Origin of the sequence: Nocardia sp. NPDC049737, from assembly GCF_040674755.1 — a bacterium.
In the GTDB taxonomy this organism is placed as follows: domain Bacteria; phylum Actinomycetota; class Actinomycetes; order Mycobacteriales; family Mycobacteriaceae; genus Nocardia.
The window spans coordinates 21,737-44,760 of record NZ_JBFANH010000045.1; the positions used below are offsets into that span (position 1 = coordinate 21,737).

Here is a 23,024-nt window from a genome sequence, read left to right on the forward strand (position 1 = left end):
GGCGTGCGTCGCTTGATGTTCGGCTCGTTTGTGGCTTTTCTCGTCATCGTCGCGGTGACGGCGTGTGGTCAGGCGGTTCGAGGGTCCGCGCTGCCCGGCGAACCGGATGTTCGAAAGCTGGATGCTGGTCAATACCCGGTCCGGCAGTCCCGCCTGGTAGACCAACTGGATCAGCAGGACTATGCGTTGCTGGAGGCAGTGCGCATGTCCGACTCGGTATTGAACCCCTATGAGGTCGACTCCAAATACGGGCAAGGCGCTATCGCAGGCCCAGTGCTCACTACACAGGCCATGACGCGATACCTGGTCCCCCCGGTCGAGGCCGTCCTGCAGAAGTACGGTATGGTGCTGGGATTCGTCTCCTCCGCTTCGGATAAGTCGACGCCGCTTGCGAACGCTCGTGACTCATCGAAGGACCGCGAGGGCCTGTTTGTGGCGGTATCGCGCTTTCCCGACGAACGGTCGGCCACATCGGCCGCTACGGAGATGAACGACGCTGATTTCTCGTGGAACCCCGACAATGTCGCGGTGCAGCTGCCTGGATACGCGCAAGCCAAGGCGCACTGGCGGCCATCGGTGCCGACCCTGGGCAGCACTACACCGCACGGTGTATTCGTCATCAGCATCCTGGCGGAGCAGCGCGACACCAATATTCAAGCGCTGGTTGAGATGACGCAGAAGTATCTCGACGCCGAGACGAAGGCGCTGGACGGTTTCACATCGACCCCGCGCGACAAATTCAACACCCTGCGGCAGGACCCTGATCGGCTACTCGTTCGAACCCTGCACGCGGACATGGTGGTTCAGCGTCCGAGCTCGGGCGACCTCATCTACACCAGGCGCGGCTTCTTGAACAAGACGTCGCGTTCGTCATTCGTCGCGTTCGTGACGAACCAGGCCGGTCGGCACCAGATCATGACCGAAGCACAAGTCGATCGCGTAGCGGTGTCGGCTTTGTCGACTGTGTACCGGACCAATAGCGTTGCGGCAGCGCACAAGTTCGTCAGCGACTATCCGAGGATCGATGCCGAAGGCTTTCGGCGCGATTACGATCCGCCCCTGAATGTTGGGGATTCGTACTGCTACGAGGATCTTCGGGCCGTTTCGGACGATAGGTTTCGATGCGTGGTCGCGTACCGGTCGTATGCGATCTATGTGCAGAGCGCGCAGTTGTACGACGCACAGCAACGGGTTGTCGCCCAGTACGCGTTGCTGGCGAACACCCAGTAAGTCGTTCGATCGGGGCCGCGCCGATCAGTAACCGACGTAGCCTTCCTTCTGGCTCATCGCGACGATGCCCGGTACGTTGCTCAATGAACCGTATCTTTCGATCGCGTACCGCGATCCGGCGATGATGTTGTCCACCGGATTCCAGATGTCGTCGTGGCCGGGCAGCTTGTAGGCGTTGAAAGTCGGGTCGATGGTCTGCATCAGGCCCTTCGATGGAATGCCCGCCGCGGCATTGCTGTCCCAGAGGTTGATGGCGTTGGGGTTGCCGCCGGATTCCTTCTCGATGATGGTGGCGATGATCGCGGCGTCGCTATCGCTGATGTTGTAGCCCTTTTCGCGCAGCGCCTTGATCGCTTCCTCGATCCACTTCTTCTGGTCGCCGGTCGGCATGGTGCTGGGGACGTTGTACGACGTCGTGCTGCCCGAATTCGAACTGCCGGAGGAGGATCCGGAGCCGCTGCCGTTGTGATTGCTCGACACGTAACTGGGCTTGCTCGTGTTGGAGGACGTGGTGGACGCCGGCGTGGTGCTGGTGTTCTGGGACTGTGACGTTCCCAGATTCGGGTCGCCGAGGTCGTTGAAGGCCTTCTCCAGGTTCTGTACTGCGGTGTCCACCTTTGTTTTTGCGTCGTTGGCGGCCTGCTCAGCTTCCTTGAGTTTGACGGTGATCTGGTTCGACCAGTCCGCGGCGTCCCGACGGGCTCTCCACGCCAGGTTCTCGGTGTCCGTGTTCTGGTTGTCCTGACTGGACAGCGGGCCGAGTAGGGCGGCGATCCGGCCTTCGGGGTCAATAGTTCCGTCTGGATTCACCGGGAAGCCGGTGATGAGACCTCGGCCGTCGGCCGGAACCGGCGACGCGGTCGAGATTGTGTTGCGCAGCGTCACGATCTCGTCTTTGAGGTACTGAAGCCGACCAACCTCGGCTTGGAACGCCGTTTGGAGTTCGAGTATTCGCTGACTCACCGCGGAAGCGCGGGTCTTTTCGGTCTCCATTCGCGTATTCGCCGCTGCTGCGGCGGCGCCGGACCAGATCTTGTCGGTGCCCAGCTTTGCGGTGTCTTCGGTGCCCTTGCGGACCGCGGTGTCCAGATCCGTTGAGATTTTGGCCGCGTTGTCGGCGGCGGTGGTGAGGTGGCTGGGCTCCCACTTGGCTACGTCGTCGATGGTGAGGGTCATGGGAGTCGCAGGCCGATCGTCTTCAGGTTGTTCGTGAAGTCGGTCTCGGCGACTTCGAACGCGCCCGCGACGTTGTGGGTGAGCGAAGCGATCTTGTCGAGACGCTCGCCGATTCGGGTCAGGCTGCGGTTGACGGTGTCGGTGGCGGATTGCACGGCAGTTCCGAATTGGGTGCCGGGCAGTGCGTTTACCGCGATGTTGAAGCCGTCACCGACATTGAGTTTCTTGATGCCATTCGCCTCATCGCCCAGACTCTTGGCGAATGTCTGCAGTGCGCCCGCATCGACCCGCAACGTGCCCGGGTCCATTTGGTCTACCACGAAAAACCTCCCCCTTCGTCCCCACCTCAGGTCGCGGTCAGCATAGCAAAAACAGGTGGTGCGGACAGGGGGTCGACGGTGGGTGGTTAGTTTGGTCATGGCGTCGGTGATGTGAGTGTCGCCGAATGGACAGAGAGGTCGGCATATGCGTGCAGCCCAGGTCAGCAAGCTGGAGGGGCCGGAAGCGGTCGAGGTCGTCGAGATTCCGGAGCCGGCGGCATATCCCGGGGGTGTGGTCATCGACGTGCATGCGGCCGGGGTGGCGTTTCCCGATGTGCTGATGACGCGGGGTCTGTACCAGATGAAGCCCGAGCTGCCGTTCGTCGTCGGCGGCGAGGTGGCTGGGATCGTGCGCGAGGCTCCGGAGGGCGCGCACATAAAGCCGGGGGATCGGGTGGTCGCGCTGACCATGCTCGGCAATGCTCTCGCCGAGGTGGCGGTCACGCCGACGCAGATGGTGTTCCGGTTGCCGGACAATGTATCTCTGCAGGCCGGGGCCGGAATCCTGTTCAACGATCTGACCGTGCACTTCTGCCTGCGCAACCGCGGCAGGCTGGCTGCGGGGGAGACCGTGCTGGTGCACGGCGCCGCGGGCGGCATCGGCACCTCGACCCTGCGGATGGCGGTCGCGCTGGGTGCGAGTCGGGTCATCGCGGTGGTGAGCACCGAGGAGAAGGCGGCCGTCGCGCGTGCCAACGGCGCCACCGATGTGGTGCTGACCGACGGCTGGCTCGCGGCCGTCAAGGAGCTGACCGGTGGCCGCGGTGTGGATATCGTGCTCGATCCGGTCGGCGGCGACCGGTTCACCGACAGCATCCGCAGCCTCGCTCCGGCGGGCCGTCTGCTGGTGGTCGGCTTCACCGCCGGTGAGATCCCGACGGTCAAGGTGAATCGACTGCTGCTCAAGAACGTCGAGGTGATCGGCGCGGCCTGGGGCGAATGGGTAATGACCCATCCGGGTTATCTGACCGAGCAGTGGGAAGAGGTCGAGCCATTGCTTGCCTCCGGCAAGATCACCCCACCGAAGCCGGTGCTCTACCCGTTGGAGCGGGCCGCCGAGGCGGTCGCCTCCCTCGACAACCGCACCGCCACCGGAAAGGTTGTTGTCACCCTGCGCTGACCTCGAGCCGCGCCCGAATTGGTAGGCCGCGCTCGAATTCTGCGACCATTCGATGCGCGGCGCGACAATTCGCGCCCAGCGGTACGGTGATCTGATCATGAAGCTGGCCCACCCGTGCCCGACCGCCACCCTGAGGAATCGCTGCGCAGATGCTGTCTAATCGGGTATTGAATCGGACGTTGCTTGCACGCCAGCATCTGCTGGAGCGTTCAGCGCTGAGTGTGTTCGAGATGTGTGACCATCTGGTGGGGTTGCAGGGCCAGGATTCGCGGCCGCCGTTCGTCGGATTGTGGAGCCGCATAGCGGATTTCGATCCCGCGACGGTGTCGGCCGCTCTGGAGGATCGCTCGCTGGTGCGAATCACCTTGATGCGTGGGACGATTCATATGGTTACGCCGCCGGATGCGCTGCGTATTGCGCCGCATATCCAGCCCGAGCTCGAGAAGATCCCTTTCCGAAAAGGTTTCAACTACGGCGCGATGGTCGGTCTGGATCCGGACGAGGTGCGCAAGCACGGCGAGGCCGCACTCGGTGACGAGCCGATGTCGGCGGCCGACCTGCGCGCCAAGGCCGCGGTGATCTACCCGGATCGCGATGCCGGTGCGGTGCTGCAGACCTGGCTGTGCCAACTGCCCGTGCTGCAGACTCCGCCGCGGGGCAAGTGGAAGGACAACAGCAGGCCGATCTGGTCCCGTGTCGAACCCTGGCTCGGCGCGCCGCTGGAACCCAACTATCCGTTGGCGGAGTTGGTCTTTCGTTATCTGTGCGCCTTCGGCCCGGCCAGCACCATGGATATGCAGACCTGGTCGAAGCTGACCGGTATGAAGGCCGCCGTCGAGCAGCTCGGCGACCGCCTGCGCACTTACACCGACGAACGCGGTCGCACCCTCTACGACATCGCCGACGGCGAACTCGCCGATCCCGATCTGCCCGCCCCGGTGCGCCTGCTCGGCTGGTACGACAATGCGATTCTCTCGCATCAGGACCGAACCAGAATCGTCCCCGACGGCACGGCCCCACCGTTGCGCGCATTCGCGACCGCGGTCTCCCCGGTCCTGGTCGACGGCTTCCTCGCGGGCTTCTACAAGATCTTCCTGGAGAAGGGTGTCGCCCGCCTGCGCATCACCCCGACCAGGACGTGGTCGGCTGTGGAGCGCAAGGCGGTCGATGCGGAGGCCAATGCGCTGGTCGGGTTTCTGGAGGCCGATAAGCAGCCGAGCGTCGAAATATTGGACGTGGCCGCCGATCTGCGTCCCTGACCAGGACGATGAGGATCAACGCACCGAATGCGGGCGACCGCGGCGCAAATCTGTGGGCTCAGCACGCCCTGCGCGGCCCCGCCCCGTGCTACGTCGAGCGCTGCCGCCGTCCGACCCGCACCGCGGGTAACGGTTGACCGGGCCCAGCCACCAGTTGCTCGGCGATGTCGATCGCGACGAGCACGGCCGCGGTGAGCCCGACCACGGCAATCGCGGGTAACAACGACGACACCAGCGCGACGGCGATCAAGCCAACGGCCGCGACGACCCGAGTCGTGGCGACATTGCCGAGCATCCGCCACCGATTCACCACCAGGGCGACGAGGAACACAGCCGCGCCGCCCGGTGCGAGCGCGGCGGCGACGCCGTGGGCGGTGTGCCCGGGATCGGCGACCGCATGCCCCAGGCCGACGGCCACCGCGACGAGTCCTGTGACCAGCGCTAAATGCCCATAGCTCAGCACATCTCGCACGATCAGCCCGGGCGAGGGCATGGTCGCCAGCGCGTACTCGAGCAGTCGCGCCGAGCGGTGGAAATAGATCCACCACAGCCCCGCACCGACGAGGAAGGCAAGCATCAGGGTGGCAACCACCGCCGGATCGAGGTCGGTCGAGGACGCCTGCGCGCCCGCGTCCACCACCGATTCGCCCAGCGCGATGATGATGAACAAGCCGAACCGTTCCACCAGGTGCGATGCGCCGATCGTCCGGCCGCGCAGGGCCCTGGCGTACAGCAGCGGCGCTCCCAACTGCACGATGAGCGCACCGGCCCAGAACCAGATCCGCGAATGCTCGGGCAGCGGCGCGCTCGCGAAAATCGCTATGCCGGTGACCAATCCGATACTGAATGGATTGATCGTGGTCGCGAATCCATTGGTGCTGGTGATCGCGACGAACAGCATAATTCGCAACAGCAGGTGCGCGCCCGCGAAAACCATTGCGGCCCCGCGTGGTTGGTCCAGCGCCGCGGGCGCGGCCACCGCCATCAAGAAAATGCACAGCCCGCAGGCGAACAACACCAGCCGCTGGGCATTGGTCTCCTCGACGGTATTCACCAGGATCGTGACTCCGACCCACCCCCACCACAGCGGTGCAAGCAGCACCAGGGCATGGCCCAGCGTGGCGAACGAGGTGTGGTGGCCGAGTACGTGAGCGGTCTGGGTGACCGCGAAGACGAGCACCAGGTCGAAGAACAGCTCAGCCCAGGTGGCGCGGGCGTGTGGGGTGGATGTGGATTCGGCAGTCGTCTCGCTCAAAACTGGTCTCGCACTCGATAGTTCGGGAAATACGGTGTGGGGACCAATCCGCCGCGCACCGCGAGCACGAGCGTAAACGACCGGCCTACCGCTCGTGGGCGTCCCGGTAGGCGGGTGCTTTGGTGGTCCCGGTCGGTGTGAGCGTGCGCAATAGCGGCAGCGTCCGATGCGCGACCACTGTCGACAGCACGATCACACTGTGCGAGCGCACCACCGAACTCGTCCGGTCGATGCTCAACAACACCGCCTGGAGTCCGGCATGTGAATCCGCGCCGATCCGGCACAGCACATCGCCGGAGCCGGTGGTCGCATATGCCTCCAGTACGCCGGGAATCGTGTCGAGTTCGGCCGCCACCGCATCCAGCGCACCCTGTGCGATCTCCAAGGTGACGAAGGCCTGCACATCGAAACCCGCTGCGGTGACATCGATCTGCGGATCATAGGACGAGATGACGCCAGACTCCTCCATCCGTCCGATGCGCGACTGGACGGTGGCCCGGGCGACCCGCGTGCGCCGGGACAGCTCGAGAATGCCCGCCTTCTGATACTCGTGCATCGCGGTGAGGATGGCGAGATCGAGTTCATCGAGTTTCGCGGGCGTGCGCGACATGACGGCCTCCGTTCGGGCATGACCGGCGTAGTGCGGGTCACTTACGATGCTATTCAAATTGTCCAGCATCTGGGGTGACTTGCTAGCCGATTTCGCCATAGTGTCTAACCGAAATCGGTGATGTTGCCTATCCGAAGGGGCGGAGATTTCCTTGGATCATGACCATCGAGCATCTGCCGAAAGCCCACCGACAGAGTGGTCCGCTGCCTGCCGACGGTGAGTTGCGCCGCCTGGTCGGGCTGGTCGATCATGACGACAGCGTCGATCCGTTCCCGGTTATCGGCTGGGATGCACTGGTCTGGGTGGTCGGCAACGCGACTCAGACCGCGCACTTCCTGGAATCCGCCTTCGGGATGCGGCTGGAGGCCTATTCGGGTCCGGAAACCGGCAACCGTGATCACAAGGCGTATGTGCTGCGCAGCGGCTCGGCCAGATTCGTCGTCACCGGCGCGGTCGCACCGGACAGTCCGCTGGTCGCACACCACGATCGGCACGGCGACGGCATTGTCGATATCGCGCTCGAAGTTCCGGATGTGGACCGGTGCATCGAATGGGCGCGCACACACGGCGCGCGGATCCTGGTCGAACCACATGACGACACAGACGAATTCGGCACTGTCCGCTCGGCCGCGCTGGCCACCTATGGCGAGACCAGGCATACGCTGATCGATCGCTGCGAGTACTACGGGCCGTATCTGCCCGGATATGTCGCCCGCCGTTCCGCGTATCAGCCGCGCGCAGGTGCCCCTACCAGGCTGTTTCAGGCCATCGACCATGTCGTCGGCAATGTCGAGCTCGGCATGATGGACGAGTGGGTCGAGTTCTACCGCCGCGTCATGGGATTCACGAATATGGCCGAATTCGTCGGCGACGATATCGCCACCGAATACTCGGCGCTGATGAGCAAGGTGGTGGCCAATGGCAATCACCGGGTGAAGTTCCCGCTAAACGAACCAGCCGTCGGTAAGAAGCGTTCCCAGATCGACGAATACCTGGAGTTCTACCGCGGCCCAGGCGTGCAGCACATCGCGCTCGCCACCAGCGACATCCTCGAATGTGTCGACGTATTGCGCCGCGAGGGCGTCGAATTCCTCGAAACGCCCGACACCTACTACTCCGATCCGGAACTACGCGCCCGCATCGGCCACGTCCGCGTCCCGGTGCGCGAGCTGCAGCGCCGCGGCATCCTGGTCGACCGCGACGAAGACGGCTACCTGCTGCAGATCTTCACCAAACCGCTCACCGACCGCCCAACCGTCTTCTTCGAACTCATCGAACGCCACGGCTCACTAGGCTTCGGCAAGGGCAACTTCAAGGCCCTGTTCCAGGCGATCGAACGCGAACAAGCAGCGCGCGGAAACCTTTAACCGCCCGTCGATTACCGCACTACCAGCCGCGTCGGAGCGAGTCTTACGAGCGCGCCCCGTTCGCGGCTCGTCTTGTGTCCGAGTTGTTGAAGTGCGTGTGCCGCATTCGCGTGTCTCGACCTTCTGAGCGTGCGTGCGCCGGGTGTCAAGCGCTTCGTCATCACCGACCCTGTCGGAGCGAGTCTTACGAGCGAGGAGTTCGCGGCTCGTCTTGTGTCCGAGTTGTCGAAGCGCATGCGTCGCATTCGCGTGTCTCGACCTTCTGAGCGTGCGTGCGCCGGGTGTCAAGCGCTTCGTCATCACCGACCCTGTCGGAGCGAGTCTTACGAGCGAGGAGTTCGCGGCTCGTCTTGTGTCCGAGTTGTTGAAGTGCGTGTGCCGCATTCGCGTGTCTCGACCTTCTGAGCGTGCGTGCGCCGGGTGTCAAGCGCTTCGTCATCACCGACCCTGTCGGAGCGAGTCTTACGAGCGACCCGTTCGCGGCCCGTCTCGCGTCCGAGTCGTCGAAGCGCATGCGCCGCAGGCGCAAGTCTCGACGGCTCGGACGCGAGACATCAGGGGGCCGCGAACACGCCGCGCCCGCGCGGCCAAAAACTCAGTAGAGTTCACGGCATGCGGATCCCGTCGGCGATCATCACCGGTCTGGCCTTGGTATTGACGCTGTCGGCCTGCGGCTCGGACGGTGACTCCGATTCCTCGAACGCCCCGCTGCGCCCGCCGCCGAAGGTCGCGACGCTCGGCCCGTTCGTTGGTGAGTGCGGCCATGTCACCGATCAAGAGGTGCGCGATATCGCCGGGTTGAGCCAACTCGCGCGGGTCAACCGGAATTCGGTCGGCTGCAACTTCCAATCCGCCGGACTCGCTTCGCCGAGTGTCACTTTCGCGTCCTATCGGGGTAGCCCGATCGATCGCGAGAAGGCCTGGGTCTCCAATGTCGGGCGCGATCCGGAGACCATCGATGTCGGTGGCCGCAAGGGCTTCCAGGCACTCGATCCCAGCGGTTCGGTCTGCGATCTGGCGGTGCAACTCGATGACGATTTCTTCGAGTGGTCGATGTCCTACGGATTGTTCTCCGAGCAGGGCAATCCGTGTGACCGGACCCGCAAGCTGGCCGAGTTGACCGTGCAGCGGCTGCAGTGAGGGGAATGCGGATGAGTTCACGTCCTGGTCTGCGGGTTGCGGCGGCCGTCGCCGCGGTGCTCGCGGTCGCGATGTCCGCGGGCGGCTGCGGCAAAACCGTCAAGGGTTCGGCGCATCCGGCGGGCGGCAGCGGCACCACCACGATCAATACCAATTTCGACAAATTGCTGCGCGAATGCGAGGTGGTCGGGCTCGACCAGATCGGTGCGGCGGTCGGCAATGCGACGGTCGTTTCCCCGTCCTTCAACGGCGCGGTGTGCATGTGGGATGTCGAGGACGCGCCCGGCGGCTCGGCCATGGTGACCCTGAACTGGTATGAGGAAGGCTCGCTGAACAACGAGAAGTCCAATAACGATAAGCTCGGCTACAACACCGAGAACATCACCGTGCAGGGGCGGCGCGGTCTGAAGACGACGCGTCCGAACGATCCGGACTCGTGCGGGGTGAGTGCGGGCGCCGCTGACACCGGCATCATCGGCTGGTGGATCAACTATCATCCCGGCGGCCATCCCGATCCGTGCGCGGGTGCGCAGAAATTGGTCGAGCTGACGCTGAATCTGGCGCGGTAGCCTGGCAGGTGGTATCGGGCAGTAGGGCGTGCGAACCGACCCCACTTTGACCCCGTGTCGCGGTCACGAGTATCGTGGATCGCTGTGCCCGGAAGCATGCGGGCAAGTTCGTGCGTAAACGTAGGCCAGCGAGAGCGGCTGACCTTTCCGGCGTGCCCGGAATTCGGGATATGTCTTGCGTGCGACACGCCCGACCTCGGGACGCGCGAAACGTGGCCGGACGTGCGAGTGAAAGCTCGATGACCGCAGCGTGAACGACGGACCCGGAGGCGGTAGCTTGCGTGACCACGGAGGGTCCCGAGAGCGCTGCTAATTGAACACGGCGATGGGAGTGATGGGCCCGAAGGAGGTAGCGGAGCGTGACCACGAGGGCCCCACGAGCATCGCGAATTGAACACAGACATGAAGTTCCAGACACCGCGTTAACTAATTAAGGAAAGCCGGTCTATGCCAACCATCAACCAGCTGGTCCGCAAGGGTCGTCGCGACAAGGTCTCCAAGACCAAGACCGCGGCCCTCAAGGGGAGCCCGCAGCGTCGTGGCGTGTGCACCCGCGTGTATACCACCACCCCGAAGAAGCCGAACTCCGCGCTGCGTAAGGTCGCGCGTGTTCGCCTGACCAGCGCGGTCGAGGTCACGGCCTACATCCCGGGTGAGGGCCACAACCTGCAGGAGCACTCGATGGTGCTCGTTCGTGGCGGTCGTGTGAAGGACCTTCCGGGTGTCCGCTACAAGATCATCCGTGGCTCGCTCGACACCCAGGGTGTGAAGAACCGCAAGCAGGCCCGCAGCCGTTACGGCGCCAAGAAGGAGAAGAGCTGATATGCCACGCAAGGGCCCCGCACCCAAGCGTCCGCTGATCAACGACCCGGTCTACGGGTCGCCGCTGGTCACTCAGCTGGTCAACAAGATCCTGCTGGACGGCAAGAAGTCCACGGCCGAGCGCATCGTCTACGGCGCGCTGGAGCAGGCGCGCGAGAAGACCGGCACCGATCCGGTCGTCACCCTCAAGCGCGCGCTGGACAACGTCAAGCCTGCCCTCGAGGTGAAGCCCCGCCGCGTTGGTGGCGCCACCTACCAGGTGCCTGTCGAGGTCCGTCCGGGCCGCTCCAACACGCTGGCCCTGCGCTGGCTGGTCAACTACTCCCGCGCTCGCCGCGAGAAGACCATGGTCGAGCGTCTGGCCAATGAGCTCCTCGATGCCAGCAACGGTCTGGGTGCTTCGGTGAAGCGCCGTGAGGACACCCACAAGATGGCCGAGTCCAACCGGGCCTTCGCGCACTACCGCTGGTGACGTCTGCCCGGCCCGTCGTTTCCTGGGTCGGTAGGCACAGTCGGAAAGCGGCACTAACCTGCCGCTTCCGGCGTTGACATAGAGACGACCACAGGGTCGTCCCCGAAAATCCCAACTAGCTACGAGCGGGGAAGATTTCCGTGGCACAGGACGTGCTCACCGACCTGAACAAGGTCCGCAACATCGGCATCATGGCCCACATTGATGCGGGCAAGACGACCACAACCGAACGCATCCTCTTCTACACCGGCATCACCTACAAGATCGGTGAAGTCCACGATGGCGCCGCCACCATGGACTGGATGGAGCAGGAGCAGGAGCGTGGTATCACCATCACCTCCGCGGCTACCACATGCTTCTGGAACGACAACCAGATCAACATCATCGACACCCCCGGGCACGTCGACTTCACCGTCGAGGTGGAGCGGTCGCTGCGCGTGCTCGACGGCGCCGTTGCGGTGTTCGACGGCAAGGAGGGCGTCGAGCCGCAGTCCGAGCAGGTGTGGCGTCAGGCCGACAAGTACGACGTGCCTCGGATCTGCTTCGTCAACAAGATGGACAAGCTCGGTGCGGACTTCTACTTCACCGTGCAGACCATCAAGGACCGTCTCGGTGCCAAGCCGTTGGTCATCCAGCTGCCGATCGGCGCTGAGGACACCTTCGAGGGCATCGTCGACCTGGTCGAGATGAACGCCAAGGTCTGGAAGGGCGAGACCAAGCTCGGCGAGAAGTACGAGATCGAAGAGATCCCGGCCGACCTCAAGGACAAGGCCGAGCAGTACCGCCAGGAGCTCCTGGAGACTGTCGCCGAATCCGACGAGGCGCTGCTGGAGAAGTTTTTCGGTGGCGAAGAGCTCACGATCGATGAGATCAAGGGCGCCATCCGCAAGCTGACGGTCAACTCCGAGCTGTACCCGATCCTGTGTGGTTCGGCGTTCAAGAACAAGGGCGTGCAGCCCATGCTCGACGCCGTGATCGACTACCTGCCGACGCCGCTGGACGACGGTGGCACCGACGGTCACGTGCCGGGCAAGGAAGACGAGATCATCCACCGCGACGCCAGCACCGCTGAGCCGTTCTCCGGTCTCGCCTTCAAGATCGCCGTGCACCCCTTCTTCGGCAAGCTGACCTACGTGCGCGTGTACTCGGGCAAGGTCGACTCCGGTGCCCAGGTCATCAACTCGACCAAGGGTAAGAAGGAGCGGCTGGGCAAGCTGTTCCAGATGCACTCCAACAAGGAGAACCCGGTTGGCGAGGCCGTCGCGGGCCACATCTACGCGGTCATCGGCTTGAAGGACACCACCACCGGTGACACCCTGTGCGATCCGCAGAACCAGATCGTGCTCGAGTCCATGACCTTCCCGGACCCGGTCATCCAGGTCTCCATCGAGCCGAAAACCAAGTCCGACCAGGAGAAGCTGGGTACCGCGATCCAGCGTCTCTCGGAAGAGGACCCGACCTTCTCGGTCAAGCTGGACCAGGAGACCGGTCAGACCGTCATCGGCGGCATGGGCGAGCTCCACCTCGACATCCTCGTCGACCGCATGCGGCGCGAGTTCAAAGTCGAGGCGAACGTCGGTAAGCCGCAGGTGGCCTACCGCGAGACGATCACCAAGAAGGTCGAGAAGCTCGAGTTCACCCACAAGAAGCAGACCGGTGGCTCCGGCCAGTTCGCGAAGGTCATCATCGCCCTCGAGCCGTTTGTCGGCGAGGACGGCGCGACCTACGAGTTCGAGAACAAGGTCTCCGGTGGCCGCGTGCCGCGTGAGTACATCCCTTCGGTGGACGCCGGTGCGCAGGATGCCATGCAGTACGGTGTGCTCGCGGGCTACCCGCTGGTGAACCTGAAGGTCACGCTGCTCGACGGCGCCTACCACGACGTCGACTCGTCGGAAATGGCCTTCAAGATCGCCGGCTCGCAGGCCCTGAAGGAAGCGGCCCGTAAGGCCGGTCCGGTGATCCTCGAACCGCTGATGGCGGTCGAGGTCATCACGCCCGAGGATTACATGGGCGATGTGATCGGCGACCTGAATTCCCGCCGTGGCCAGATCCAGGCCATGGAGGAACGCAGTGGTGCCCGTGTCGTCAAGGCGCTGGTTCCGCTCTCGGAGATGTTCGGTTACATCGGTGATCTGCGGTCGAAGACCCAGGGCCGGGCGAACTACTCCATGGTGTTCGATTCGTACGCGGAGGTTCCGGCCAACGTGTCGAAGGAGATCATCGCCAAGGCGACCGGCGAATAACTCCGATGGGGGCAGGTGCAAGACTTGCCCTTATCAGCCGGGAGTCATGCACGACCCCCAATATGTAAACCGCACTGCTGCAACTGCACGCACCAACAAGTCCAGGAGGACACCAAGTGGCGAAGGCGAAGTTCGAGCGGACGAAGCCGCACGTCAACATCGGCACCATCGGTCACGTCGACCACGGCAAGACCACGCTGACCGCAGCGATCACCAAGGTGCTGGCTGACAAGTACCCGGATCTGAACGAGAGCTTTGCCTTCGATCAGATCGACAAGGCGCCTGAGGAGAAGGCTCGTGGTATCACGATCAACATCTCCCACGTCGAGTACCAGACGGAGAAGCGCCACTACGCACACGTCGACGCGCCGGGTCACGCCGACTACATCAAGAACATGATCACCGGTGCGGCGCAGATGGACGGTGCCATCCTCGTGGTCGCCGCCACCGACGGCCCGATGCCGCAGACCCGTGAGCACGTGCTGCTCGCCCGTCAGGTCGGCGTGCCCTACATCCTGGTCGCGCTGAACAAGTCGGACATGGTCGACGACGAGGAAATCCTCGAGCTCGTCGAGATGGAGGTCCGTGAACTGCTGGCCGCCCAGGAGTTCGACGAGGAAGCGCCGGTCGTGCGGGTTTCCGGTCTGAAGGCGCTCGAGGGTGACCCGAAGTGGACCGAGGCGATCGTCGAGCTGATGAACGCGGTCGACGAGTCCATCCCGGACCCGGTTCGTGAGACCGACAAGCCGTTCCTGATGCCGGTCGAGGACGTCTTCACGATTACCGGTCGTGGCACCGTCGTGACCGGTCGTGTCGAGCGCGGCATCGTCAACGTGAACGAGGAAGTCGAGATCGTCGGCATCCGCGAGAAGGTCACCAAGACCACCGTCACCGGTATCGAGATGTTCCGTAAGCTGCTCGACCAGGGCCAGGCCGGTGACAACGTCGGTCTGCTGGTTCGTGGTATCAAGCGCGAAGATGTCGAGCGTGGCCAGGTCGTCGTGAAGCCGGGCACCACCACCCCGCACACCGAGTTCGAGGGTCAGGCCTACATCCTGTCCAAGGACGAGGGTGGCCGCCACACCCCGTTCTTCAACAACTACCGTCCGCAGTTCTACTTCCGTACGACTGACGTGACGGGCGTTGTGACCCTGCCCGAGGGCACCGAGATGGTCATGCCCGGTGACAACACCGAGATGTCCGTCAAGCTGATCCAGCCGGTCGCCATGGACGAGGGTCTGCGCTTCGCGATCCGCGAGGGTGGCCGCACCGTCGGCGCCGGTCGCGTCACGAAGATCATCAAGTGATTTCCTGAATCGCTTTCGAACGGCGTCGCTCCGAAAGGGGCGGCGCCGTTCGGCATTTCGGGCGAAAGGTGCGTTCGAGCAGGCTGTTCCAGCTGTGGTTAATGTCGGGCAAAAGGGGGTAAAGACCGGTTGATCGGAGGGATGCTATGAGGAGTTCGGCGCTGGCCACCGCGCTCGACGTCACCGAGGGGACGTTGACGCACGGTATGCCGTATCTCGCGCTCGGAGCCGGGCGGCCGCTGGTATTCCTGCGCTGGTTCACCCCGGATCATGCCAATCCGACGGGATTGATGCGGCAGTCCGAAATCAAGACGTTGGCACCGCTCGCGGCGCATTTTCGGGTGTATGCGGTCAATCGTGCGCCCGGTATGGCCGAGGGGACGACGATGGCCGATATCGCCGCCGACCACGCGGATGCGTTGCAGGCCGAATTCGGTGCGCCGGTCGATGTTCTGGGCGTGTCCTCGGGTGGATCGCTGGCGCTACAACTCGCGGCGGATCAACCTGCCGCGGTGCGCCGACTGATCGTCGCCTCATCCGGCTACACCCTCGAAAACGCCACCCGCGCAGCCCAATTGGCTTATGGCGAGGCGGTCTATGCGGGTAAGCGTGCGCTGCACCATATGGCCGCCGTCGGCTCCACGTCGCCGATCGCGCAACGCATCGCATCGGCGGCTATGTGGTTGGCCGATCCCCTTGCGCGCCCGAAGAATCCGGCCGATACGCTGGCCTTCATCCGTGCCGAGGATGCCTTCGATCTATCCGGGCGCCTCGGCGATATCACCGCGCCGACCCTCGTTCTCGGCGGCGACCGCGACGGCGCCTACAGCACACAGACCTTCCGTCGTACCGCCGACGGAATCCCGAACTCGCGCTTGATCATTTACCCGGAAACCACTCATATCGGGGTCGTGAAGCGGTTCGTCTCCGATGTCGTCGCCTTTCTCGCCGACTAGCAGTTGCTCGGCGCCGGATCGCCGCGGAAGCGCGCGGCGAGCCAGGACAGCACCGAGGGAATGCCGAGGATGGCGGCACTCAGATGTTCGGGGGAGTAGATGAGTTCGGCCTGCAACGGCACGCCGGCCGCACAGTAGCGGCGGTTGACATCGAGGATCGACTCGGTCGGGATGAGCGCATCACTGGGCGAATGCCATTCGAATATCGGTATTTTCGGGATTCCGTCGAATAGTTCCAGACTGTTCTCCTCGAGCACGGCTCGGGCGTTGCGATCACCGACCATCGTCATACTGCTCGCGTAATCCCGGACGCTGTGTCCCGCGCCGGTGGTGAGGATTTCATTGGTGCAGCCGTTGGTGATGACTTTGCGTGCCGCCACCCCGCTGGCATTCAGATAATTGCTGATCGGAAACCGGTCCGGATATTCCCGTTCCAGCCCGATAGCGGCCGCCATCAGCAGTCCGAATGCCGGATGCGGGTTGAAGTTGACGCTTTCCAGCATTTTCACCAAATTCATCGGCACGCCACCGGTCGCGGCGCCCGCGATCTCGAGTTCCGGCGCGTACTTCGGTGCCATCGCGGCGGCGAATGCGGTGGCCATACCGCCGCCGGAATATCCGGCCATCGTGATTCGGCTGTGTGCGGCGGTGAGTTCGGGGACCCGGCGCACGGCGCGAATACCGTCCAGGGTGACCTGGCCGCCGAGCCGGGCCGCGCCGTAGGCGAAGGTCGGTCCGAGGTGATCGGGCAGCGCGATACTCCACCCGCTCAGCAGTAGGGCGTTGAGCAATATCGCCTCGCGGACCTGCAGATTCGGATCCGAGGTGTACAGCACGCGGGAAACCGCGCACTTGGCCCCGAGGCCGTTGATGATGTGCTGATAGGACAGCACCGGCCCATCGGGTTGATGGGAGCGCGGGGTCAGCACCGTGGTCGTCGCCGCGATCGGCCGGCCGGTGGAATTTGTCGAACGGAATTTGATCAGCGTGACGGTCGTATCGGGAAAGATCAATATTGGCGGCAACTGCCGCGTCGCGAGCACGTCACCCGGTTTCCTATTCGCCAAATCGGGTGGCGCCGCATAGAAGGTGTCCGGGTCCGGGTCCGGATAAATCGGTGCGGCCTGGGTCTCGGTAGCGCCGATGACTGTTGTCGAAGCGCCGACCAGGAGGCCGACAATCACTGCGCGCGTCGCGAGACCGGTGAGATCTCGAAGGATTCGATTGATCTCCACAATTGGAACTTGTATCACGCACCGTGCACCCGCATTGAGAAGGCGCGTCTTTCAGATTTCGGTGCTCAGCCGAGCTGAGTCATCCCCGCGGCGACGACCTGGGCGACATTGCAGATTTCATCCGCGGTCGGCAGCGGCAGCCCGTCGAGCGCATGCAGTCGGTCGCTGCTGGCAATGGCGAACATCGCCGAAACCCAGGCCGCTGCGCACGCGCGCAGAGTCCCGGGCTGGATCGGGGCGGGCGCGCTGGCCTGCAGCACCCGGGCGGTGACGTCGAGCAGTTGATCGCGCAGGCGGCGCAATTGGCGGCGGACGTCGGGATGGGTATCGGCTTCGCGCCACATGATCACCCGCAGCACCGACGAATGGTGATCGCGCAGATTGAGTGCGGCATCGAGATTGATCAGGCTGGCCGCCGGATCGCCCGGTGTGACCACGGTGCCGATATCGGCGATCGGCTGGGCCGGCACCCGCTCGGCCATCAGCGCGGTCAGGATCGAATCCTTGGTGGGGAAGTAGTAGAAGACCAGCCCCTTGGGGACATCGGCGCTCTCGGCAATGGTCGCGGTCGCGGTCGCGTCGAATCCCTGTGCCGCGAAAAGTCGTTCCGCGGCATCGAGAATGAGCTGACGGGCGTCGCCGTCGACTTTGGCGCTACGACGACGCCCGACTCGCCGGGGTTTCGGCATCTGCATCAGTGATGCGGAGCCATGTCGTGCAACCGGTCCGACACCATCGGCAGCGCCGCCACCGCGACCACTACCGTCACCACGCCCACTACCCATGCGGTCCAGGATGCGCCGCGGTAGTCGGTGTAGTCCATCGCCCAGGGGGAGATGAAGAGCAACGCGCCGAACAAGCCCATCGCGTAGTCGGCGGCCGTCAGGGTCGCGCGGTACATCTGCGCCAGGCCGGTGAGGGCGATGAGCACGCCCAGCACGATCAGCGTCCACATGGCGTTGTCGTTGTGGGTCACCCATAGGGGTGACAGCGCGGTGAAGACGCCCAGCACAACGGCCAAGAAGTCCTGCGCGCGACTTTCGGTGAACATGGTGTGCCTCCTCAGGCTCTGAATTGTTCTCCTCACCCAGATCTAACTCTGATTGACCGCCCGATCAATAGAGGGATGGATACGATTGCGCACCGATCGGTCGGTAAGGCGGAGTGACGGCCATCACGGCGAATCGCGACCAAGCGAAGGTTAGGGTTAGCTGCGTCACCATCAGTGACGGATGCCAACTCGAGCCGGCGCCTGCCAGGCACTACCGAAGGGAGGCTGTGCGTGAGTGAGCGCAGCGAGCGAACCACAGACACAGCCGGGGGCCCGGTCATGCCCGAGCCGAGCGCAAGCGAGGTGGCGGCATGAACGGGCCGATCGTAATCATCGGAGCTGGTCTGGCCGGTTTACGCACAGCGGAGGAGTTGCGCCGTGCCGGGTACGAGGGTGAGTTGATCCTCGTCGGCGACGAGTCGCGGCTGCCCTACGATCGCCCGCCGCTGTCCAAGCAGTTCGTGCGCGGCGAAACCGACGACACCACGCTGCGCCCCGCCGAATTCTTCGACGAGAAGCAGATCGTCCTGCGGCTGAATACCGAGGCGGTCGGCGTCGACATCGACGCCCGCCAGGTGCGCCTAGCCGACGGTGGCACGCTCGACTACGGCCAACTGATCATCGCGACTGGTCTGCGGCCGCGGCGCTTACCCGGGCTGCCGGATCTGCGCGGCGTGCACGTGCTGCGCGGCTATGCCGATGCCGCCGCCCTGCGCGACGAATTGTCCGGCGCGCGTACCGCGCTGGTGGTCGGTGCCGGATTCATCGGCTGTGAACTGGCGGCGAGCTTCCGAGCCAGTGGTGTCGAGGTCGTACTCGTCGAACCGCAGCCGACGCCGCTGGCCTCGGTGCTCGGTGCCGAAATCGGTGCGCTGGTCGCGCGCATGCATCGTGACGAAGGCGTCGATCTGCGCTGCGGAACGGGCCTGGACAGCTTCCTTTCCGATGACGACCGAGTGCGCGGCGCCCGACTCTCCGACGGCAGCGAGGTGGCCGCCGATCTGGTGGTCATCGGTGTCGGTTCCCGGCCGGTGACCGAATGGCTCGCCGATTCCGATATCGCACTCGCCGAACCGTCGGCCGGTGGCGGTGTACTCGCGGACGAGGTGGGCCGCACCTCGGTCGAGGGTGTGTGGGCGGTCGGCGATGTGTCGGCATGGCTGCACGAGACCGGTCAGCGCAAGCGCGTCGAGCACTGGACCAACGCCGGTGAGCAGGCGCGGCTGCTGGCATGTGCGCTGTTGGGCGCCGAACCGCCGACAGCGGCGCGAGTGCCGTACTTCTGGAGCGATCAGTACGACGTGAAGATCCAGGCGCTCGGCACCCCGAATGCCGATGACGAAATCCACATCGTCTCCGATGATGGCCGCAAGTTCCTCGCCTACTACTCGCAGAACGGCAATCTGACCGGCGTGGTGGGCGCGGGAAAGACCGCTCAGGTGATGAAGGTCCGCGCGAAGATCGCCGCGGGTGCGCCGGTCGCGGACCTGCTCGAGGCCGCCCAGCCGTAGTGATTATTCCGTTGTAATACGGTGGTCGGGTGATCGTCGCGCTCATCGATTCCGGGCTGGGGTTGCTGCCCACGGCCGCCTGGCTGCGCAAGCTGCGGCCCGATGTCGACCTGCTACTCCAGTTGGACCCCGATGGCGCGCCGTGGGGTCCCAAGCCGGAACAGTGGGTGACCGACCGGGTGGTCGACACGGCGCGCAGCTCGGTTCGGCTCGGCGCGGAAGTGCTCGTGCTGCCGTGCAATACGGCCAGCGTCACCGCCTTGGATGAGGTGCGTGCGGAGGTCGGGCCGGGGATTCCGGTCATCGGCACCGTCCCCGCGATCAAACCCGCCGCCGCGGTATGCAAATCGGTCGCGGTGTGGGCGACCGCCGCGACCACGGCCAGCCGATACCAAGCCGATCTGATCGCCCGCTTCGGCGGCGATGCGAAGGTGGTCGGTATCGCCTGCCATGGTCTGGCGGATTCGATCGACAGCGGTGATCTGGTCGCGGCCCGTGATTCGATCGCGCGCGCGGCCGAACAGACACCCGACGATGTGGAGGGTGTGGTGCTCGGCTGTACGCACTATCCGCTGGTCATCGATGCCATTGTGGCCGCACTGCCGGATGGTGTGCGACTGTTCGACAGTGCACAAGCTGTTGCGGCGCAGACGATTCGGCGCATGGAGGCGCTCGACCGGCCGACCACCGGCAATGGTGAGGTGCGGGTGTTCAACAGTGGGCGGCCGGGTGAATTGCCCACCAGCGCGGCGGCTTTCGAGTCGGGGCGGATTCTGGGTGCCCAGTAGCGCCCAGCTGCCGACCGCCGCCGATGTGCATGCGGCACTGGCCGAAGTCGCCGATCCGGCCGATGCCATTCATCTACAGCGGTTCTTCAAGACCGGGCGCGGTGAGTACGGCGAGGGTGATGTTTTCCTCGGTGTGCGCGTGCCGGTTACGCGATCGATCGCGAAACGCTTTGCGGCACTTCCGCTCGACGAGATCGACACACTGCTGGACAGTGCCGTGCACGAGGACCGGCTGGCCGCGCTGATCATCCTCAATGCCGAATTCGCCGAGGCGAGCAAACCGCGCACGCTCGATATCGATGCGCAGGCGGCAATGGTCGAACTCTATCTCGCCGCGGTGCGCCGAGGCCGGGTGAACAACTGGGATCTGGTCGACGTTTCCGCCGAAAACATCATCGGCCCTTGGCTACTCGACCGACCCCGCGACTTGGTCTTCGAACTGGCACGCGCGGACTCGCTCTGGCAGCGCCGGGTCGCACTGCTGACGACCTTCGCGTTCATCAAGGCAGGCGATGCCTCGACCACCTTCGAACTCGGCGAGCGACTCCTCGACGACCGCCACGATCTGATCCAGAAGGCGCTCGGCTGGATGCTGCGAGAGGTCGGCAAGCGTATCGATGAGCAACTGCTCACCGGCTTCCTCGACAAGCACGCGGCGCAAATGGGCCGCACCGCACTGAGTTACGCGACCGAACGCCTCGATCCCGCTCTACGTATCCACTACCGCAAGCTGTAAAGCGTTGCGCCCGATCAGAATTGGATGCGTAGGTGATCGGTGACCGGATGCGCCTGGCAGCCGAGGATATAGCCGTTCTCGATATCCTCCGGATCGAGGATTTCGGAATTGTCCATTTCGACCTTGCCCTCGAGTACCGTGCAGGCACAGGAACCGCATTCGCCCTCCTGGCAGGAGTACGGCACATCCAGACCCTTCGACAGCATGATGTCGACCAGGGTCTGCTTGCGCGGCCACTTCAGCTCGTGCACCTCACCGTCGAGTTCGACCTCGACGGTGGCCGCATCGGCCGCCTCCTCGTCGGTCACCTCGGCCGGCGCCTGATCCGCGAACGGATCTCCGGCAAGGGAATTGAACACCTCCGCATGGGTGCGTGAGCGCGGCACCTCGAGCCGGGCGAGTGCGTCGTGCACCCGGTCCATGAACGGCTTGGGGCCGCACATGAAGGCGTGGTAGCTCGCGTACGGCTCGACCAGGGCGGCCAAACCATCGGCGGTCGGCAGTCCCTGCAGGTGCTCGAGCCAGTGGATCACGGTGAGCCGCTGCGGATGTTTCTCGGCCAATTCACGCAGCTCGCGCGCGAAGATCACCGACTCGTGATCGCGATTGGCGTACACCAATACGATTCGGCCGCCGCCGCGTGCCAGCGCCGATTTCAGGATGGACATCACCGGTGTGATGCCGCTGCCTGCGCCGAACAGCAGCAGATCGTCATCGAGATCCTTCGGCGTGAAAACGCCGGAGGGCGGCAGCACTTCGATTGCGTCGCCCACTTTGAGGTTGTCGCATACCCAGTTCGACCCGTAGCCGCCGACGGTGCGTTTGACGGTCACCTTGGGCTTGTCATCGGTGTAGGGCGAGCTGGCCAGCGAATAGCACCGGGCCACCGACCCGGTCAGATCGCTCGGGATGCGCAGAGTGAGGAACTGGCCCGGCTGATAGCTGAAACGTTCGCGCAGTTCGTCGGGGACGTCGAAGACCAGCGAACAGGTGTCCGGCGTCTCGGCGATGACCGCGGCTACCCGCAGCACGACCGAACGCGAACCGTGTGGAACCTCGAGCGTGGTCATCTCGTCCTCTCGAACCGAACCAAAACTAGAACGTGTTTCAGTTTCATCGTACGTCGGGATCGGGCTGACGGACAAGCAGGGCCTCCAGACCCGCGATCAGCACCTCCATGCCGAAGTCGTAGGCATACTTTCCGCGCAGGTCGGGCATGTATTTCGTGGCCCGCGCCACCGACTCGGGCAGTGCGACATCGGCCAGCAGTTGCGGCTCTCTCGGGTTCACCCGGCGGCGACCGAACAGGTAGGTGTGGATCGTCGCGTACCCGGCGAGCACATTGCGATCGTGGAAACCGGCCTCGAACAGGATCTCCATGATCGCCGCGATCAGGTCGAGCTGTTTTCCCAGCATCTGCTCGATCAGCACATCGCCGAGTCCAGGATGCTTGCGCAGCTTCTCATCGATCTGGTCGATCAGATCGCGCAGCCGCTGCTGCCACGGTCCGAAATCGGCCGGTGGTTTGCGAACTCCGGTCAACGCCGCGGTCGCGACGAGATCGAGCAGCTCGCGTTTATCCGCGACGTAGTAGTACGGCGCCATCGGGGAAACGCCGAGCTCACGGGAGAGCCGTCGCATCGACAGCTTCTCCACACCGTCCGCACGCACCACCCGCAACGCGGCCTCGACGATCTCGGACTCCGACAGTGTTCGATTCGCGGTGCTCCCAGGCCCTACGTGGTTACGCATGCTGCCGCCTCCGGCCCTCGCGCTCGCACCGCGGGGTTCGATTCGCGGTGCTCCCAGGCCCTACGTGGTTACGCATGCTGCCGCCTCCGGGCCTCGCGCTCGCAC

23 protein-coding genes are annotated in these 23,024 nt (G+C 64.3%); 14 read left to right on the forward strand and 9 right to left on the reverse strand.

Features of this window, described 5'->3' with window-relative positions; genetic code table 11:
• Nucleotides 1–3: 3 nt before the first annotated feature.
• Nucleotides 4–1,230 carry a hypothetical protein gene (locus AB0J47_RS38170; RefSeq protein WP_364358144.1) on the forward strand — a complete coding sequence of 409 codons (1,227 nt, stop codon included), beginning with the start codon at nt 4–6 and terminating at the stop codon, nt 1,228–1,230.
• 24 nt (nt 1,231–1,254) lie between these two features.
• Here AB0J47_RS38170 and AB0J47_RS38175 read toward each other — a convergent pair whose 3' ends face one another.
• Complete coding sequence (locus AB0J47_RS38175; RefSeq protein ID WP_364358147.1) at nt 1,255–2,406, reverse strand: transglycosylase SLT domain-containing protein; 1,152 nt, start codon at nt 2,404–2,406, stop codon at nt 1,255–1,257.
• Entirely contained in the window at nt 2,403–2,726 is a 324-nt protein-coding gene (locus AB0J47_RS38180; RefSeq protein WP_364358150.1) for an ESX-1 secretion-associated protein, read from the reverse strand. Before AB0J47_RS38180 ends, AB0J47_RS38175 begins: the two co-directional genes overlap by 4 nt.
• A gap of 145 nt (nt 2,727–2,871) precedes the next feature.
• Here AB0J47_RS38180 and AB0J47_RS38185 point away from each other — a divergent pair, with 145 nt between their 5' ends.
• Nucleotides 2,872–3,846: an NADPH:quinone oxidoreductase family protein gene (locus AB0J47_RS38185; RefSeq protein ID WP_364358153.1), complete on the forward strand. Its 975-nt coding sequence runs from the start codon at nt 2,872–2,874 to the stop codon at nt 3,844–3,846.
• A gap of 149 nt (nt 3,847–3,995) precedes the next feature.
• Complete coding sequence (locus AB0J47_RS38190; protein ID WP_364358156.1) at nt 3,996–5,105, forward strand: winged helix DNA-binding domain-containing protein; 1,110 nt, start codon at nt 3,996–3,998, stop codon at nt 5,103–5,105.
• 88 nt (nt 5,106–5,193) lie between these two features.
• Here the strand turns inward: AB0J47_RS38190 and AB0J47_RS38195 are convergent, their stop codons facing one another.
• Together AB0J47_RS38195 and AB0J47_RS38200 are read right to left on the reverse strand one after the other, a co-directional pair.
• Entirely contained in the window at nt 5,194–6,360 is a 1,167-nt protein-coding gene (locus AB0J47_RS38195) for a low temperature requirement protein A (protein WP_364358159.1), read from the reverse strand.
• Nucleotides 6,361–6,445: 85 nt separating this feature from the next.
• Complete coding sequence (locus tag AB0J47_RS38200; protein ID WP_364358162.1) at nt 6,446–6,970, reverse strand: Lrp/AsnC ligand binding domain-containing protein; 525 nt, start codon at nt 6,968–6,970, stop codon at nt 6,446–6,448.
• Between the two features lie 158 nt (nt 6,971–7,128).
• Between AB0J47_RS38200 and hppD the strand changes: the two genes are divergently transcribed.
• From hppD to AB0J47_RS38240, 8 genes are all read left to right on the forward strand, one after another.
• The gene (gene hppD / locus AB0J47_RS38205) at nt 7,129–8,337 is read left to right on the forward strand and encodes a 4-hydroxyphenylpyruvate dioxygenase (RefSeq protein ID WP_364358165.1); all 1,209 of its coding nucleotides are present in this window, start codon (nt 7,129–7,131) and stop codon (nt 8,335–8,337) included.
• Nucleotides 8,338–8,949: 612 nt separating this feature from the next.
• Complete coding sequence (locus tag AB0J47_RS38210) at nt 8,950–9,477, forward strand: DUF3558 domain-containing protein (protein ID WP_364358168.1); 528 nt, start codon at nt 8,950–8,952, stop codon at nt 9,475–9,477.
• An 11-nt stretch (nt 9,478–9,488) separates the two neighbouring features.
• Complete coding sequence (locus tag AB0J47_RS38215; RefSeq protein WP_364358171.1) at nt 9,489–10,046, forward strand: DUF3558 domain-containing protein; 558 nt, start codon at nt 9,489–9,491, stop codon at nt 10,044–10,046.
• A 447-nt stretch (nt 10,047–10,493) separates the two neighbouring features.
• Entirely contained in the window at nt 10,494–10,868 is a 375-nt protein-coding gene (rpsL, locus tag AB0J47_RS38220) for a 30S ribosomal protein S12 (protein ID WP_019049359.1), read from the forward strand.
• 1 nt (nt 10,869) lies between these two features.
• Nucleotides 10,870–11,340, forward strand: a complete 471-nt coding sequence (rpsG, locus tag AB0J47_RS38225; RefSeq protein ID WP_040739280.1) for a 30S ribosomal protein S7 — start codon at nt 10,870–10,872, stop codon at nt 11,338–11,340.
• Between the two features lie 140 nt (nt 11,341–11,480).
• On the forward strand, nt 11,481–13,583 hold the full coding sequence (gene fusA, locus AB0J47_RS38230; RefSeq protein WP_327093961.1) for an elongation factor G: 2,103 nt from the start codon (nt 11,481–11,483) through the stop codon (nt 13,581–13,583).
• A 116-nt stretch (nt 13,584–13,699) separates the two neighbouring features.
• Nucleotides 13,700–14,890 (forward strand): elongation factor Tu, encoded by a 1,191-nt coding sequence (tuf, locus tag AB0J47_RS38235; RefSeq protein ID WP_364358176.1) that lies wholly within the window; start codon nt 13,700–13,702, stop codon nt 14,888–14,890.
• A gap of 146 nt (nt 14,891–15,036) precedes the next feature.
• Complete coding sequence (locus tag AB0J47_RS38240) at nt 15,037–15,846, forward strand: alpha/beta hydrolase (protein ID WP_364358179.1); 810 nt, start codon at nt 15,037–15,039, stop codon at nt 15,844–15,846.
• Here AB0J47_RS38240 and AB0J47_RS38245 read toward each other — a convergent pair.
• From AB0J47_RS38245 to AB0J47_RS38255, 3 genes are all read right to left on the reverse strand, one after another.
• Nucleotides 15,843–17,015, reverse strand: a complete 1,173-nt coding sequence (locus AB0J47_RS38245) for a lipase family protein (RefSeq protein ID WP_364358206.1) — start codon at nt 17,013–17,015, stop codon at nt 15,843–15,845. The two genes, AB0J47_RS38240 and AB0J47_RS38245, sit on opposite strands and share 4 nt — an antisense overlap.
• A 131-nt stretch (nt 17,016–17,146) precedes the next feature.
• Nucleotides 17,147–17,770 carry a helix-turn-helix domain-containing protein gene (locus AB0J47_RS38250; RefSeq protein ID WP_364358182.1) on the reverse strand — a complete coding sequence of 208 codons (624 nt, stop codon included), beginning with the start codon at nt 17,768–17,770 and terminating at the stop codon, nt 17,147–17,149.
• Between the two features lie 5 nt (nt 17,771–17,775).
• Nucleotides 17,776–18,132 carry an SPW repeat protein gene (locus AB0J47_RS38255; protein ID WP_364358185.1) on the reverse strand — a complete coding sequence of 119 codons (357 nt, stop codon included), beginning with the start codon at nt 18,130–18,132 and terminating at the stop codon, nt 17,776–17,778.
• 311 nt (nt 18,133–18,443) lie between these two features.
• On the opposite strand from AB0J47_RS38255, the gene AB0J47_RS38260 reads away from it, so the two are divergent.
• Genes AB0J47_RS38260 through AB0J47_RS38270 form a run of 3 tightly spaced genes read left to right on the forward strand, consistent with a single transcriptional unit; the run spans nt 18,444 to nt 21,167 of the window.
• Nucleotides 18,444–19,643, forward strand: coding sequence for an FAD/NAD(P)-binding oxidoreductase (locus AB0J47_RS38260; protein WP_364358188.1), 1,200 nt, complete (start codon nt 18,444–18,446; stop codon nt 19,641–19,643).
• Between the two features lie 29 nt (nt 19,644–19,672).
• Complete coding sequence (locus tag AB0J47_RS38265) at nt 19,673–20,431, forward strand: aspartate/glutamate racemase family protein (protein ID WP_364358191.1); 759 nt, start codon at nt 19,673–19,675, stop codon at nt 20,429–20,431.
• Complete coding sequence (locus AB0J47_RS38270; RefSeq protein WP_364358194.1) at nt 20,421–21,167, forward strand: DNA alkylation repair protein; 747 nt, start codon at nt 20,421–20,423, stop codon at nt 21,165–21,167. The genes AB0J47_RS38265 and AB0J47_RS38270 overlap by 11 nt, the downstream gene beginning before the upstream one ends.
• A gap of 14 nt (nt 21,168–21,181) precedes the next feature.
• On the opposite strand, the gene AB0J47_RS38275 is transcribed toward AB0J47_RS38270, so the two are convergent.
• Together AB0J47_RS38275 and mftR2 are read right to left on the reverse strand one after the other, a co-directional pair.
• Nucleotides 21,182–22,237, reverse strand: coding sequence for a ferredoxin--NADP reductase (locus tag AB0J47_RS38275; protein ID WP_364358197.1), 1,056 nt, complete (start codon nt 22,235–22,237; stop codon nt 21,182–21,184).
• A 43-nt stretch (nt 22,238–22,280) separates the two neighbouring features.
• Nucleotides 22,281–22,919 (reverse strand): mycofactocin system transcriptional regulator MftR2, encoded by a 639-nt coding sequence (gene mftR2, locus AB0J47_RS38280; protein WP_364358200.1) that lies wholly within the window; start codon nt 22,917–22,919, stop codon nt 22,281–22,283.
• Nucleotides 22,920–23,024: the final 105 nt, after the last annotated feature.